Source organism: Embleya australiensis (genome assembly GCF_051903075.1).
GTDB lineage: Bacteria > Actinomycetota > Actinomycetes > Streptomycetales > Streptomycetaceae > Embleya.
Window position 1 is genome coordinate 3,137,276 of the sequence record NZ_CP182422.1, and the last position, 14,524, is coordinate 3,151,799.

At 70.7% G+C, this 14,524-nt stretch carries 13 protein-coding genes; 3 read left to right on the plus strand and 10 right to left on the minus strand.

What is annotated here, in order from left to right:
- Nucleotides 1–57 precede the first annotated feature (57 nt).
- Nucleotides 58–960 (plus strand): IclR family transcriptional regulator, encoded by a 903-nt coding sequence (locus tag ACMXN5_RS13270; RefSeq protein ID WP_439675433.1) that lies wholly within the window; start codon nucleotides 58–60, stop codon nucleotides 958–960.
- A 52-nt stretch (nucleotides 961–1,012) separates the two neighbouring features.
- On the opposite strand, the gene ACMXN5_RS13275 is transcribed toward ACMXN5_RS13270, so the two are convergent.
- The 3 genes from ACMXN5_RS13275 to ACMXN5_RS13285 form a co-directional block, all read right to left on the minus strand.
- The gene (locus ACMXN5_RS13275) at nucleotides 1,013–1,444 is read right to left on the minus strand and encodes a PLD nuclease N-terminal domain-containing protein (protein ID WP_439675434.1); all 432 of its coding nucleotides are present in this window, start codon (nucleotides 1,442–1,444) and stop codon (nucleotides 1,013–1,015) included.
- Nucleotides 1,445–1,535: 91 nt separating this feature from the next.
- Nucleotides 1,536–3,185: a DUF4139 domain-containing protein gene (locus ACMXN5_RS13280; protein ID WP_439675435.1), complete on the minus strand. Its 1,650-nt coding sequence runs from the start codon at nucleotides 3,183–3,185 to the stop codon at nucleotides 1,536–1,538.
- A gap of 1 nt (nucleotide 3,186) precedes the next feature.
- On the minus strand, nucleotides 3,187–5,316 hold the full coding sequence (locus ACMXN5_RS13285) for a DUF4139 domain-containing protein (RefSeq protein ID WP_439675436.1): 2,130 nt from the start codon (nucleotides 5,314–5,316) through the stop codon (nucleotides 3,187–3,189).
- A 104-nt stretch (nucleotides 5,317–5,420) separates the two neighbouring features.
- On the opposite strand from ACMXN5_RS13285, the gene ACMXN5_RS13290 reads away from it, so the two are divergent.
- A complete protein-coding gene (locus ACMXN5_RS13290; RefSeq protein WP_439675437.1) occupies nucleotides 5,421–6,872 on the plus strand; it encodes a menaquinone biosynthesis decarboxylase in 1,452 nt (483 codons plus the stop codon).
- Complete coding sequence (mqnP, locus tag ACMXN5_RS13295; RefSeq protein WP_439675438.1) at nucleotides 6,869–7,783, plus strand: menaquinone biosynthesis prenyltransferase MqnP; 915 nt, start codon at nucleotides 6,869–6,871, stop codon at nucleotides 7,781–7,783. Before ACMXN5_RS13290 ends, mqnP begins: the two co-directional genes overlap by 4 nt.
- 61 nt (nucleotides 7,784–7,844) lie before the next feature.
- On the opposite strand, the gene ACMXN5_RS13300 is transcribed toward mqnP, so the two are convergent.
- From ACMXN5_RS13300 to ACMXN5_RS13330, 7 genes are all read right to left on the minus strand, one after another.
- Nucleotides 7,845–8,465, minus strand: coding sequence for a rhomboid family intramembrane serine protease (locus ACMXN5_RS13300; protein ID WP_439675439.1), 621 nt, complete (start codon nucleotides 8,463–8,465; stop codon nucleotides 7,845–7,847).
- A gap of 94 nt (nucleotides 8,466–8,559) precedes the next feature.
- Complete coding sequence (locus tag ACMXN5_RS13305) at nucleotides 8,560–9,249, minus strand: SAM-dependent methyltransferase (RefSeq protein WP_439677998.1); 690 nt, start codon at nucleotides 9,247–9,249, stop codon at nucleotides 8,560–8,562.
- Between the two features lie 340 nt (nucleotides 9,250–9,589).
- Nucleotides 9,590–10,609 (minus strand): c-type cytochrome biogenesis protein CcsB, encoded by a 1,020-nt coding sequence (ccsB, locus tag ACMXN5_RS13310; protein ID WP_395794460.1) that lies wholly within the window; start codon nucleotides 10,607–10,609, stop codon nucleotides 9,590–9,592.
- A 44-nt stretch (nucleotides 10,610–10,653) separates the two neighbouring features.
- Nucleotides 10,654–12,378, minus strand: coding sequence for a cytochrome c biogenesis protein ResB (gene resB / locus ACMXN5_RS13315; protein WP_439675440.1), 1,725 nt, complete (start codon nucleotides 12,376–12,378; stop codon nucleotides 10,654–10,656).
- Nucleotides 12,378–13,112, minus strand: a complete 735-nt coding sequence (locus tag ACMXN5_RS13320) for a cytochrome c biogenesis CcdA family protein (RefSeq protein ID WP_439677999.1) — start codon at nucleotides 13,110–13,112, stop codon at nucleotides 12,378–12,380. Before ACMXN5_RS13320 ends, resB begins: the two co-directional genes overlap by 1 nt.
- Nucleotides 13,113–13,138: 26 nt before the next feature.
- Nucleotides 13,139–13,741, minus strand: a complete 603-nt coding sequence (locus ACMXN5_RS13325; RefSeq protein ID WP_395794192.1) for a TlpA family protein disulfide reductase — start codon at nucleotides 13,739–13,741, stop codon at nucleotides 13,139–13,141.
- Nucleotides 13,742–13,841: 100 nt separating this feature from the next.
- On the minus strand, nucleotides 13,842–14,522 hold the full coding sequence (locus ACMXN5_RS13330) for a histidine phosphatase family protein (RefSeq protein WP_380042568.1): 681 nt from the start codon (nucleotides 14,520–14,522) through the stop codon (nucleotides 13,842–13,844).
- Nucleotides 14,523–14,524: the final 2 nt, after the last annotated feature.

Genomic DNA, 14,524 nt, shown 5'->3' on the forward strand with positions numbered 1-14,524 from the left:
GAGTCAAGATGCGCACTATGCGAAAAGATCACGGGTTCCATCCGGTATGGTCCCGCCATGGCCCCACGCCCCTCGCCACAGACCGACCGACTCGTCTCGCTGATCGACGCGATCGCCGAACGGCCCGCCGAGGGGCTGACCCTGTCCGAGATCGCCCGGCACCTCGCGGTGACCCCCGCGACCTGCCATCCGATGCTGGCGAGCCTGACCTCACTGGGCTGGCTGATCCGCCACCCCACCCGGCGCACCTACCGGCTCGGCCCGGCCCTGGTCGCGGTCGGGCGCGCCGCCGCGCGCGGACTCGGCGTGCTCGACGTGGCCCGGCCGGTGATGCGCCGGCTGCGCGACGAGACCGGGCTGACCTGCTTCGCGATGACCCCCGGGGAGCGGCACGTGGCCATCGCGGAGGTGGTGCGCGCACCGGGCGCGGAGCCGCACCGGCCGCACATCGGCGCCCAGGCCCCGATCACCCCGCCGCTGGGCATCGGCTACGTGCCCTGGGCCGACGAGCAGACGGTCCGCCGCTGGCTGGACGAGGCCGACGAGCCCACCGCGCGGGCCCGGATGGAGCACGCCATCGACAACGCGCGGCGCGCCGGGTTCGCGATCGAGCTGGTCACCGACGTGGAGACCCGACTGGGCGAGACGCTGGGCGAGTTGGACGAGCACCTGGAGGGCCTGGACACGCTCGGTGCGGGCGCGTCGGCGGCCCGGCTGCGCACCCTGCTCGAGGAGATCGCGGCCGAGATCGGCGGCTCCGACGGCGGACAGATCGACGAGTTGGAGGCCGACCGGGACTACCGGGTGGGCGCGATCAGCGCGCCGGTGCACGCCCCGGACGGCGACCTCGTACTGATCCTGAGCCTGCGCGGCTTCGCGCCGCGCACCGACGGCCGCACCCTGGAGCGCACCGGCCGACTGCTCGCGGAGGCGGCGGCCGAGGTGGCCGCCGCGCTGTGAAAACGCGAACGCCGACCGCATCACGGTCGGCGTTCGGGTCGCACAGCGCGAGTCAGTCCTTGTCCTTCGCGCGCCCTTCCGGGTTGTCCTGGTCGGGGCTGCGCAGGTCGTCCTCGCGGTGCTTGAGGTCTTCCTCCCAGCGCCGCAACATCTCGTCCTCGTCGGTGCCGGGCTTGGGCGCGTCGGCCGCCTTGCCGTCCTTGGCCAGGGACGCCAGGAACTCGGGATTGTCGTCGGGGGCCAACTGCGCGCCGCGACCGCGACCACCGAAGACCGTCCCGCCACCGACGCGCTCCCGCTTGGGCCGCCCGGCGACGAACCAGCCGATCGGCCCCAGGAACGGGACCGGGAAGGAGACCAGCAGAATCAGGACCCACATCACCTTGGAGAGGTTGCGGACCTGCTTCTCGTCGGTGGTCAGGCAGTCGATGAAGGCGTAGACGAGCACGCCGAGGGCCAGCAGGATTGGCAGGACCCTGAGCATGAATCGGTCTCCCTGACTGGTACTCGGAACTCTGTACTGAGGTGTGTCTCCCATCCAGCGTAAACGGTCGGCCTCATGAACACCGGATCGCTCACAACCCGGTGACCTTGCCCGACGCGTGCAGCTCGTACACCAGCGTCAACCGCCGCCGCTCGCCGGCCGACAGCGCCACGTCGTAGCGCACGATCCCCTGGTCGTCGACCGCGTCCGGGGCCGGCTCCGACAGGTCGCGGCGCACCTTGACCTCGACCGCCGACACCTCCGACACCGGTACCCGCTCGCGCAGCACCACCGTCCCGGGCGCCTCGGCACCCGGCGCCGCGATGTGCGAGACGAAGACGGTCACGGTACGGGTGATCACCGTGCGCCCGGTGAGCGCCGCCGTGGTGCGCGACTCGGTGACCTCGCGGACCACCCGGAAGTCGTCCTCGCTCCCGAACGGCAACCGCACCTCCTCGCCCGGCGCGGCGAAGTCGAGCTGCCCGCGTCCGACGTAGCCGCTGCCGCGCACCAGCTCCACCGGACCCGCGAGCAGCACGTGCCCCGCGTCGTTGGCGAACCGCACGACCTGGCTCACGTACTCCGACAACTCCGGTGCGCACGCGGCCTCGGGCGTGCAGTCGGCGGAGAACGTGGTCAGCCGGACCCGGTGCGGGCGGCCGTCGCCGGGCACCTCCACCGGCCCGGGCGCGGCCAGTACCCGGACCTCGCCGCCGTCGTCCACGCCGGGCAGCTCGGCGGAGCCCGAGGAGCCGGCCGCGACCTTGCCGACCGCGGCGATGTCCTCCTCGCGCAGGTCCACCTCGACCTGCTTCTTCTCCTCCTGGGTGCGCTCGCGCAGGGTGAGCCGGTCCTCGACCAGGCTCGGCGGCCGCGCGGCCAGGGTCGGCCGCGCGGTGGACAGGGACAGCGCGACCCCGGACCAGTCCTCGCCGGTGCGCTGCCAGACCATGGCGTCGCACTCCAGCTCGATCGAGCGACGGTCGCAAGCCAGCGTCGCGCGGTAGGCCGGCCGCCACAGCGCGCAGGGCACCAGGTGCGTCACGCGCAGCTCGGCCGAACCCGCCCGGTCCGCGTCGATCACCACCTCGACGGTCGCGGTCAGCTCCTCCGGAGCCCGCTCGGCGAGGTCGAGGGCCGCCTGCGCGTCGCGCGACCGGCGGGTCAGCGCACTCTTCTCCTCGGTCAGCGCGTGCAGGTCGGCGAACCGCTGCTCGGCCTCGGCGGAGAGCCGGTCGAGTTCGCCGGCCCAGCGCTGCGGATCGGTGGCCCCGTAGCCGGTGTGTTCGACGATCTCCCGGCGCAACTCGTGCTCGGCCCGCGTGATCAGCGCGAGTCGGCCGCGCAACCGCTCCTCGCGCCGCGTCAGTTCGTTGTCCTTGGTGCTCAACTCGTGGACGAGTCGCCGCAGTTCGGAGGCATCCGAACCCGGGCCGTTCGCGGGTTCGGGGGTGTACGTGCGCAGCACCCGCGCGTCGATCGCGGTCGCGGTGCCGTCGTCGGCGACCACCTCGGCGCGCAGCGACCGATCCACCGCGAGGGGGGTCACCGGCCCGATCAGGACCCGCCGTACCCCCTCGGTCAGGACGATCCGGCCGGACCGGGTCACCTGGGCCCGGTCCTCCAGGCAGGTCACCGCGGTGATCGGCAACGACTCCGGCTTGGGCTCCGCCGGCGCGCCCTGCGTACGTGTCGGTCGAGCCGTCGGTTGCGTCGTCGGCCGAGCCATCGGCTGCGTCATCTCAAACCCTCCTGTTGCCGCCGACCACGGCCTTCGCCGCCGGGATCCGGATCTCGTAGCCGCCGGTCAGGTTTTTGCGCTCGCCCGGGGCGAGTTCGACGTGCCACACCCGCGCGCCGGCGACGTGTCGTCCGTCGCGCAGCTCGGTGTCCTCGACCCAGCGCGGGGCGCCGTCGTGCTCCTCGATCCGCACGTCCTTGTCGTCGGTGACCGGGACCCGCTCCAGGATGTCGAGCCGGATCGGCCGGGCGAGGTGGTTGACCGCCTCCACCTCGATGCGGTGGTCGAGGACGACGGTGCCGCCGCGCAGGCCCGCGGTCGACTCGCGCATGTGCGCGTTGCGCGAGACCTGCACGCTCTCCACCACGCCCACCCCGACCCGCTCGCGCGCACCCGGCGCCAGCGTCGGCAGCGGCACGGTCATCAGGAACTCGCCCGCCACCGACACGTCGGCCGGCCCCGCGAGCAGCGCGTGGGGGGAGGCGTTGGCGAGTACGACGGTGCCGAACACCGCGTCGTCCAGGGCGGGTACACACACGAACTCGGGGTCGAGGCCGATCTCGATCTCGCACACCGGGATGGTGTGCCACGCGCCGTCCGCCGCCACCTCGGCCGGGGCCGCGGTGTCGAAGCGGTAGTCGAACGACCCGGCCGCGTCGCGCGGCGCGAGCGCATGCTCGGGCAGCGTGAGCCGAGTGACCTCGTCGGCGCGCCGGCGATATTCCGCCGCCACGCCGCCCGGTCCGGACGCCGCGGCGCGCAACCGGCCCCGGTCCTGCGGTTCGTCGTCGGCGCCGCGCAGTTCGAGCGCGGCGTAGTCGAGCAGGTCGGCGCCCGGCTCGGTCGGGGCCGGCGAGGCCTCGTCGGCCCCGACGAAGCGCGCGTCGACCTCGGCCATGGGCGCGAAACCGGACTCCTGGAACGCGGCGAAGCCGGCGCCCCCGTACGCGTCGCCCTCGGCCGCCTCGGCCGAGGCACCGCGCCGGAAGCGGCTGCGCGGGGCGGGGCGGGCGGCGGCCGGCGGGGGCGGGCCGCCGTAACCGCCGGGCGCGATCGGCGCGGCCAGGGGCGCCGGGGCCGCAGTGATCGGGGCGGGCGGCGGCGCGGCCCGGTACACGATCCGGTCCTCGTCCTCCATGAGTTCGCTCGGCACGGCCCCTCCGGCGGCCGCCGCCGCGGGTACGCCGTACGTCGGCCGCAGCCGCTCGGCCCGACTCGCGTCGTATCCCGCGAACAGGTCGGCCAGGCCGGTCGGCGGCTCGCGCCACCCCGCGTGCGCGGGCGCGCTCTGCCGCCGGCCCAGCCGCAGCGACTTGAGCTCGGGCAGGTCGGAACCGCGGGCCAGGTCGGCGGTGGACAGCCCGAGCCGCACGTCGGACCAGTCCTCGCCGGTGCGCTGCGCGACGCAGGCCCGCATCACCAGCGTGCCGCCGGTCATCGCCTCGTCCAGGCGCAGCTGGTACATCGGCGCCCAGCGCGCGCCGGGCACGTGGTACTCCACCGCGAGTTCGACCGGGCCGGCCCCGCCGGTGTGCTCCAGGGTGACCACGGCGGTCCCGGACGCCTGGGCCCGCTCGGTCCGCGCGGCGCCGGACCCGGCGTTGAGCCGGAAGCGGTACACGTCCACGTCGCGCATCGCCTCGCGGATCTCCGCGTCGCAGGCGGTGATCCGCTCGTGCAGCGCCGCCGACCGCTCGTCGGCGAAAGCGGCCAGCTCCAGCAGCGCGGACACCGGCGCGGTGCGCGGCGGGTCGCCGCGGCGCACGGGCGGCGACACCGGCTCCAGGCCGGCGATCCGGCCCAGCTCGGCGTCCAGTCGGGCCCGCCGCTCGCGCAGCGCCCGCAGCCGCGACTCGGCGGCCTCCAGGTCGCGCAGTACGTCCGGCAGATCCGCGTCGTCGACCACCTCGACGTCGACGACGGGCCGCACGTCGGTGACCCGTACGCCCGCATCGCCCCCGACCACGCGCGCCCGCAACCGGTCGCCGTACGCGGTCAACGGGAAGCCGGTCACCCGCACCTGTACCGGCCCCGACGCCTCCGCCGGCAGGTCCACCTCGCAATTTCGTACGCATACCGCCCCGACGGCGTGAACGACCACCGAACGCAATTCCGAAGCGACCGTGAGCATGTACCCCTCCCTGCCCGTCCCTGCCCGGCACGAAGGCACCAACGTAGCCCGAGCGGGCGGGTGCGCGTGCGGGTCCGGCGAGTCCGTATCGGATACTGGCACGCATGGCATACGGGACCTTGCGCGCTTTCCTGAAGGCACTGGAGAAGCGCGGTGACCTCAAGCGCGTGCGCGCCGAGGTCGATCCACATCTCGAGGTCGGCGAGATCACCGATCGGGTGAACAAGGCCAAGGGCCCGGCGCTGCTCTTCGAGAACGTCAAGGGCAGTTCGATGCCGCTGGCGATGAACGTCTACGGCACCGACGAGCGCATGCTGATGGCGCTCGGGCTGAAGAGCTACGACGAGTTGTCGGAGAAGATCGGCGGCCTGCTCAAGCCCGAACTGCCGCAGGGTTTCGGCGGGATCCGCGAGGCGTTCGGCAAGCTCGGCGCGGTCGCGCACATTCCGCCGAAGAAGATCAAGGACGCGCCGTGCCAGCAGGTGGTGTACAAGGGCGACGAGGTCGACCTGGACACCATCCCGGCGCTGTTCACCTGGCCCGAGGACGGCGGTTCGTTCTACAACCTGGGCCTGACCCACACCAAGGACCCCGACACAGGCGTGCGCAACCTGGGGCTGTACCGGCTCCAGCGGCACGACAAGCGCACGATCGGGATGCACTGGCAGATCCACAAGGACAGCCGCAACCACTACCAGGTGGCCGCCAAGCGCGGTGAGCGACTGCCGGTGGCGATCGCGTTCGGGTGCCCGCCGGCGGTGACGTACGCGTCCACCGCGCCGCTGCCCGGGGACATCGACGAGTACCTGTTCGCCGGCTTCATCGGCGGCAAGCGGATCGAGATGGTCGACTGCGTGAGCGTGCCGCTCCAGGTCCCGGCCGAGGCCGAGGTGGTGCTCGAGGGCTGGTTGACCCCGGGCGAGATGTTGCCCGAGGGCCCCTTCGGCGACCACACCGGCTTCTACACCCCGCAGGAGCCGTTCCCGGCGCTGACCATCGACTGCGTGACGATGCGCGAGAAGCCCCTGCTCCAGTCGATCGTGGTGGGCCGGCCGCCGACCGAGGACGGGCCGCTGGGCAAGGCGACCGAGCGGTTCTTCCTGCCGCTGCTCAAGATCATCGTGCCGGACATCGTGGACTACGACCTGCCCGAGGCGGGCGGCTTCCACAACTGCGCGATCGTCTCGATCGACAAGAAGTACCCCAAGCACGCGCAGAAGGTGATGAGCGCCATCTGGGGCGCGCACATGATGTCGCTGACCAAGCTGATCGTGGTGGTGGATGCCGACTGCGACGTGCACGACTACCACGAGGTCGCGTGGCGGGCGTTCGGCAACACCGACTACGCGCGCGACCTGATGCTGGTCGAGGGGCCCGTGGACCACCTCGACCACGCGTCCTACCAACAGTTCTGGGGCGGCAAGGCGGGCATCGACGCGACCCGCAAGCTGCCCGAGGAGGGCTACATCCGCGACGGCGGCTGGCCGGAGATGGTCGTGTCGGATCCGGAGACCGCCGCCAAGGTGACCCGCCGATGGAAGGAATACGGGCTGTGACGTCCGCCGCTCTACCCGCTCCCGGAGCGCCGTCGGAGGCCGGCCGGGTCAAGGCGTTCCTGCGTCTGGTGCTGATCGAGCACTCGGTGTTCGCGTTGCCGTTCGCCTACATCGCGGCCTTCACCGCGATGTACGAGACCGATGAACGGCTGCACTACTGGGAGCTGTTCCTGGTCACCGTGGCGATGGTCGGGCTGCGCACGTTCGCGATGGCCTGCAACCGGATCATCGACCGGGAGATCGACGCGCGCAATCCGCGCACCGCCACGCGGGAGTTGGTCACCGGCGCGGTCTCGGTACGCACCGCGTGGGTCGGCGCGCTGGTCGCGCTGTTCTTCTACCTGCTGGCCGCCGCGCTGCTGAACCCGCTGTGCCTGGCGCTCGCGCCGGTGGCGGTGATCCCGATGGTGATCTACCCGTACGGCAAACGTTTCACCAACGTCCCGCACGCGATCCTGGGCATCGCGCAGGCGATCGGCCCGGTCGGCGCGTGGTTGGCGATCACCGGCTCGTGGTCGTGGGAGGCGGTGGTCCTGGGCCTGGCCGTGGGCACCTGGATCGGCGGCTTCGACCTGATCTTCGGCTGCCAGGACGTCGCCGCCGACCGCGCGCACGGCGTCAAGAGCGTGCCGGCCAAGTGGGGCATCGCCGCCGCGCTGAACGCCTCCAAGGTCAGCCATGTGGTGACCACGCTGCTGCTCGTCTGGTTCGGCGCCCTTACCGGCGCGGGCTTCTTCTGGTGGCTGGGGCTGCTGATCGTGGCGGCGGCCTTCGTCTACGAACACAGCCTGCTCAAGCCGAACGACCTGAGCAAACTCAACCGGGCCTTCTTCACCACGAACGGCTTCATCGGCATCGCCCTGTTCGTCTGTGCCCTGCTGGACCTGGGCATCCGGGGCCTGCGTCCGTAGCCGGAGGCGGCGACGACAGCCGCCTCGGCTCGCGGAGAGCTGCTCGCGTCGGCAGCGCCGGTCAAATGGTCGGCAAGCCGTCGAGCGAAGGTTGCGACGGGTCGCGGCGGTCGGTGGGGCGGCGGCGTAGTGCTACTGCCGCGATCGCTCCGCCGATCAGGCCGAACAGGTGGCCCTGCCATGAGACGCCCTCCGCTACCGGGAGGATCCCGATCGCGAACGAGCTGCCGTACAGGGCCACTACCGCGAAGCCGATCAGCACGTCGAGCACGCGTCGATCGGCGAAGCCGCGCACGACCAGGTACCCGAACAGGCCGAAGACCAGGATGCTCGCGCCCGCCGAGTTCGACCCCGACGGCGAGGTGAGCCACACCCCCAGCCCACCGACCACCGTGATCACGAGGAGCACGGTCAGGAACCGGGCGACTCCCCGCAGCGCGGCCAGGAAGCCGAGCAGCATCAGCGGAAACGTGTTGGACACGATGTGCCCGATCCCGAAGTGCAGGAACGGCGCGGTGAGGATGTCGGGCAGTTCGTCCGCCCGCCGCGGTGTCACCCCGTGCGTCAGCAGCGAGTCGTCGGTCGCGTAGTTGATCACCTGGACCACCCAGATGGCGCCGATCAGCACACCGGTGATCAGGACCGCGTCGCGAACTCCCGATATGGATATGCGGGATGACATGCTCCCCCCTCCCCGGCGGTGAGTGATACCGCCACCGGGCCAGGATAGGAGGCACACGCGACGAGCGCAGTGGTGGGCGGGCCGGCCGCCCGCGTCAGTTCGGCTTGCGGACCACGAAGACGAAGTAGCCCATGTATTCGTTGATCAACTCGCGCAGCTTCGGCATCGCCGCGTCCATGTTCGCGGTCGTCTCCGCGCCGTATCGGGCCAGGATCCGCTCGTGGTGCTCGCGGTAGAAGATGTCCATCAGGTCGCCGGTGACCACGAAGCTGTCGGTGTGGTTCTCGAGGCGTTCGAGGTGGAATCCGGCCTCGGTGGTGACCCGTTCGAGCAGGGCGGCGGGTGTCTGGGGCGGCGGGGACGTCCACACCGCGCGCCATACGGCCAGGTGCTCCGGGGTCGGCTCGCCGCGCTTGGTGAATTCGGTGAACAGCAGCCGTCCGCCGGGACGCAGTACGCGCCACGCCTGGCGCAGCACGGCGAGGCGATTGTCCATGTGGGCGAACGAGTCGATGGCCCAGGCGGCGTCGTACGACTCGTCCTCGTATTCCTTGCCGAGATCCATCGCGTCGGCGAGGGCGAAGCCCACCCGGTCGGCGAGTCCCGCCTCGTCGGCACGGGCCCGGCACAGTTCCACCTGGGAGCCGCTGACGGTGATGCCGGTGACCCGGGCCCCCGGCGCGCGCGGCCCGCAGGGCCGGGCCGCCGGTGCCGCAGCCGATGTCGAGCAGGTGGTCGTCCGGCCCGAGGTCCAGGGCGGCGATGTAGTGGTCGGTCTGCCGATCCATGGCGAGGTTGGCCAGGTCGGTCAAGCCGGCGGCGCGAGTCCGTGCGCCCGGCGTCACCCACATGCCCACGTGGATGGCGGCGTCGCCGAGGATCAGCCCGTACAGGTCGCCGAACTCGTCGTAGGAGGCGCCGACTTCCTCGGGAGTGGGAGCGGCTTGGGCACTTTCCGGGTATTCGTCCACTGCCATGGTCGCCACCATAGCGCTGGGTGACCATCCGGACACCGGCGAAATCGGCCAGTTCCGAAGGTGCGAAGGGTGCGGCGAACGCCGAAACGGGTCCGCCCCGTCGCCCCGACCGGGGCAACGGGGCGGACCCGACAGGGAATTCGCGAATCACACGCCCGCGTACGAGTGCAGCCCGTTCACGAAGATGTTGACCCCGTAGTAGTTGAACAGGAAGCACGAGAAGGCCACCAGCGAGACCACCGCCGCCTTCGAGCCCTTCCAGCCGGCCGTGGCACGCGCGTGCAGGTAGGCCGCGTAGGCCACCCACGTGATGAAGGACCAGACCTCCTTGGGGTCCCAGCCCCAGTAGCGGCCCCACGCGTTCTCCGCCCAGATCGCGCCGCACACGATCGCGAACGTCCATAGCGGGAAGATGATCGCGTTGACCCGGTAGGCGGTCTTGTCCAGCGACGACGCGCTGGGCAGGCGGGCCAGTTGGTCGTCGAAGCGGCCCCGCTTGGTGTCGGCCGGGTCGGCCTGCCGGCGCTCGTAGCGCTGCTTGAACAGGAACAGGATCGAGGCGAGCGCGCCGATGTGGAAGGCGCCGAACGACACGATCGCGGACGCGACGTGGATCCACAACCAGTACGAGTCCAGCGCCGGGACCAGCTGCTCGGAGTCGGTGTACAGCACCGTCACCGCCACGCCCAGCGTGGTGAGCACCGGCAGCGTGACGAACAGGCCCAGCCAGCGCACCGGGTACTTCCACAGCAGCGCCAGGAACGCGGTGACCACCATCAGCGCGACCGACGTGGAGAACTCGTACATGTTGCCCCACGGCGCCCGCTCCACGGAGATGCCGCGCGTCAGCACGGACCCCGCGTGCAGCAGGAAGGCCAGTGCGGTCAGCGAGACCGCGACCCGGCCGATGCGGTCGGCACGTTCGCTGCCGCCCGCCACGTTGCCCTCGTCGTCGTCGCCGGCACCGGCGTCCGCGCCGTCGCGCAGCACCACCACCGGCCGCTCGGCCAGCGCGACCCCGCCGCCCGCACCCGCGGCGGCCGCCGGTTCGAGCACCTCGACGGTCAGGTCGGCGGAGCGTTTGGCCACCGCCCCGCTGCTGCCGAAGGTCCATTCCATGCAATAGGCGAAGAACGCCATCAGGTAGACGGCGATCGCCGAATACATCAGCACATTGCTGAATTGGGCGAGGTTCTCGTTGACGCCCACGCTCACTCCTTGACCTTGGTGCCGGGAGAGTTCGCCGGCGCGGCCTCGCGCAACGCGTCCACGAACTCCTGTACCTCATCGCCGAGGCCCCCACCCTCGGTGCGGGCGAGCCCGCCGACCTCGACGACCGTGTGGCCGTCGGGGCCCTTTGCCGCACGCACCCACATCCGGCGGCGGCGTACGAACAGTGACAATACGAGACCGACGATCGCGGCGATCGTGCTGATCAGCGCGAGCCCCTTGCCGGGCTCGCTGGCGACCTGGAAGTTGGCCCAGGTCTTGACACCGTCGAAGGTGATCGTGCCGGCGCCGTTGGGCAGGTCGACCGTTTCGCCGACCTTGAGCGCCTTGCGCCAGATGTCGTTGCCGTCCATGAACTTCGACATCTTGTTCGCCTTGAGCGCGTAGATGTTCTGCGGCACGCCCGAGTCCATGCCCAGGTCGCCCTCGTAACCGCTGATCATCAACCGGGGGTTGAGCAACGAGGGGAAGACCGAGATCGGACCGCGCCTGGGGTCCACCAGGAGGTTGCCCTCTTGGTCCATCGGCGCGCTGGGCAGGAACTGCGCGTCGAAGCCGAGCTGCTTGAGTCCGGCGCTGACGTCCGGGACCTTGATCACGCCGGTCGAGGTGCGGTTGCCGTCCTGCGGCAGGAACACCGTCGGGCCCTTGTAGGCGATCTTGCCCTTGGCATCGCGCACGGTCACCTCGGGCGCATAGCCCGTGGCGATCATGAAGACCTTGGTGTCGCCCACCTCAAGCGGGTGGTTGACCCGGATCGTGCCCGACTTGTCCTTGCCCTCGTGCCCGTACCAGGACTCGATGTGCGCGGTGAACGAGCGCGGCTCGCCGCGCTTGGCGCCGGTCGGCTGGAAGGTCTGGTCGACCGACTTCAGCCGGAATCCGAACGGCTCCAGGTTGTCCTCGTCGACCAGCGCGCCGAACTGGCGGTCGTCGTACTGCGTCAGCACGTTGGCGAAGCTGCCGCCCTCGACCACGATCTTGCCGCCCTTGACGCTGTACAGACTGCCCAGGGCGAACGCGACCAGGATGCCGAACAGCGCGATGTGGAAGAGCAGGTTGCCGGTCTCGCGCGCGTAGCCCTTCTCCGCCGCGATCGTGTCGCTGCCCGGGTTGAGCCGAAAGCGCCGCTTCTTCAGCGTGGCGCGCGCCGCGGCCAGCACCGTGTCCGGGTCCGCCGAGGTCTCCCATCGGGCGTACGCGGGCATCCGGGTGAGGTTGCGCGGCGCCTCCGGGGGCTTGGCCCGCAGCGTCTTCGCGTGCGCCCAGCAGCGCGGCACGATGCAGCCCAGGAGCGAGACGAACAGCAGGATGTAGATCGAGGCGAACCACCACGACGAGAACACGTCGAAGAGCTGGAACTTGTCCATGATCTTCGCGCGGGTGGGGTGGTCGCGGAAGTACTGGCTGACCTTGATCGGGCTGACCGGCCGCTGCGGGATCAGCGTCGGCGGCGTCGCCGCGATCGACAGCAGGAACAGCAGGATCAGCGCGACGCGCATCGAGGTCAGCTGCCGCCAGAGCCAGCGCAGCCAGCCGACCACGCCCAACTGCGGTTGGCGGATCTCCTCGTCGCCGTCGTCCTGCGCGGGTGCCGTGGACATCCCGGCACCGGCTCGCACCTCGCTCGCCGCGACCCGCTCGGGGTCGTCGTCCGGTCCGGGGTCGGCCCGGACGACGTCGTCGGGATGGGTCTCGATGCTCATCAGAATCCGATCGTGTATTGCCGGGCCCACGACTGCATCTCGCGCATCATCTGGTCCCACGCCCCGCTGAGCATGAGCACCCCGAGCAGCACGAGCATGCCGCCGCCCAGGCGCATCACCCAGACGTAGTGCTTCTTGACCCACCCGAACGCACCGAGTGCCTTACGGAACGCGACCGCGGTGAGCAGGAACGGAACGCCGAGGCCCAGGCAATACGCGACCGTGAGCAGCGCTCCCCGATTGGCACTCGCCTCACTGGTGGACAGGGTGAGCACGGCCGACAACGTCGGGCCGATGCACGGGGTCCAGCCGAGGCCGAACACCACGCCCAGGAGGGGTGCCCCGACCAGACCTATGGTCGGTCGTTTGTGTACGCGAAACTCGCGCTGGAGGCCGGGCAGTACGCCCATGAACGACAGGCCCAGCACGACGGTGACGCCGCCGAAGACCTTGGTGAGCGTCGACTGGTGTTCGGTCAGGGTCTGGCCGAAGTAGCCGAAGGCGGCGCCCATGGAGACGAAGACGGCGGTGAAGCCGAGCACGAACAGCAGCACGCCGAGGAAGAGCCGACCGCGTCGGGCGTCCTTGAGGTCGGCGCCGGAGACTCCGGTGACGTAGCTGAGGTAGCCCGGCACCAGGGGGAGCACACACGGCGAGAAGAACGAGATCAACCCCGCGAGCAGGGCGATCGGCATCGCCGCGAGCAGCGACCCCGTGTAGACCGTGTTGTTCATCCCCTGGGCTGCGAGAAGCACCTCGATCAGACCTTCTCGTTCAGCACGGGGTCGATCATCGAGCGCAGTTCGTCGATGGTGACCGCACGCAGCACCCGGGCCGCGATCCGACCCTCACGGTCGATGATCAGCGTGCTGGGGATGGCGTTCGGGTTCAGGCTCCCGGTGAACTTCAGGATCTCGCGCGCGTCCGGATCCCACAGGCTCGGGTAGGTGATGCCCTTGCTCGCGGTGAACGCGAGCGCGTTGTCCTGGGTGGCGTCGCGGGTGTTGATGCCGAGGAACTGCACGCCCTTGTCGGCGTTCTCGGTGTGCGCTTGCTGGAAGTCGGCGGCCTCGGCCCGACACGGCGGGCACCACGAGCCCCACACGTTCAGGACCACGACCTTGCCCTTGAAGTCGGCGAGGCTGATGTCCCTGCCCTCCAGCGTCTTGCCGGCGACCTTGGGGGCCGACTTGCGCTCGCCCTGCTTCGCCCGCGCGATGCCGCTGCTGTCGTTGTCGACATAGCCCTTGCCGTCGCCACCGCTGCTCTTGCCGCCGGCGCTCATCCCGCCACAACCGGTGAGGGCGAGCAGGGCCGCGGCGGTGAGCAGTGCGGCACGACGAGGGAGGCGGCGTGTGAGCATGTGAAAAGTTTCGCATGCCCTCACGACCGCTCCACTCGGGGTCCGTCGTGCCGCCGACACCGCTTTAAATCATCCCGATTCGTCCCAAATAAATAGGTGGCTATGCCCCGAAGCTCTTGTTTTGCTTCTTGCCCGCGAGCTTGGCCGGCAGCAGGTCGCGAGCGGGCTCGCTGTAGCCGACGGAGACGATCTTGTCGCCCTCGTAGGTGAACGTGGTGAGCGAGGCGAGCGAGCACTGCCGGTTGCGCGGGTCGTGCCACAGGCGCCGCCGCTCGACGAACGAGCGGGTCACCCAGATCGGCAGCTGGTGGCTCACGCACACCGCCTCGTGCCCGCGCGCGGCGTCCCGGGCCGCACCGAGCGCGCCCATCATCCGCACCACCTGCTCGATGTACGGCTCGCCCCACGAGGGCTTGAACGGGTTGGTGAGGTGCTTCCAGTGCCCCGGGTTGCGCAGCGAACCGTCGCCGACCCCGAAGGTCTTGCCCTGGAAGATGTTCTCCGCCTCGATCAGGCGTTCGTCGGTGGCGATCTCCAGGGAGTGCCGGCCGGCGATCGGCGCGGCGGTCTCCTGGGCGCGCTCCAGCGGCGAGGACACCACATGCGTGATGTCGCGCCCGGCCAGGTGGTCGGCCACCCGCTCGGCCATCTTCAGGCCCAGCTCCGACAGGTGGTAGTCGGGCAGGCGGCCGTACAGGATGCCGTGCGGATTGTGCACCTCGCCGTGGCGCATGAGGTGGACGATCGTCACGTCGCGGTTGGTCTGCGGCTTCTGAGCCATCG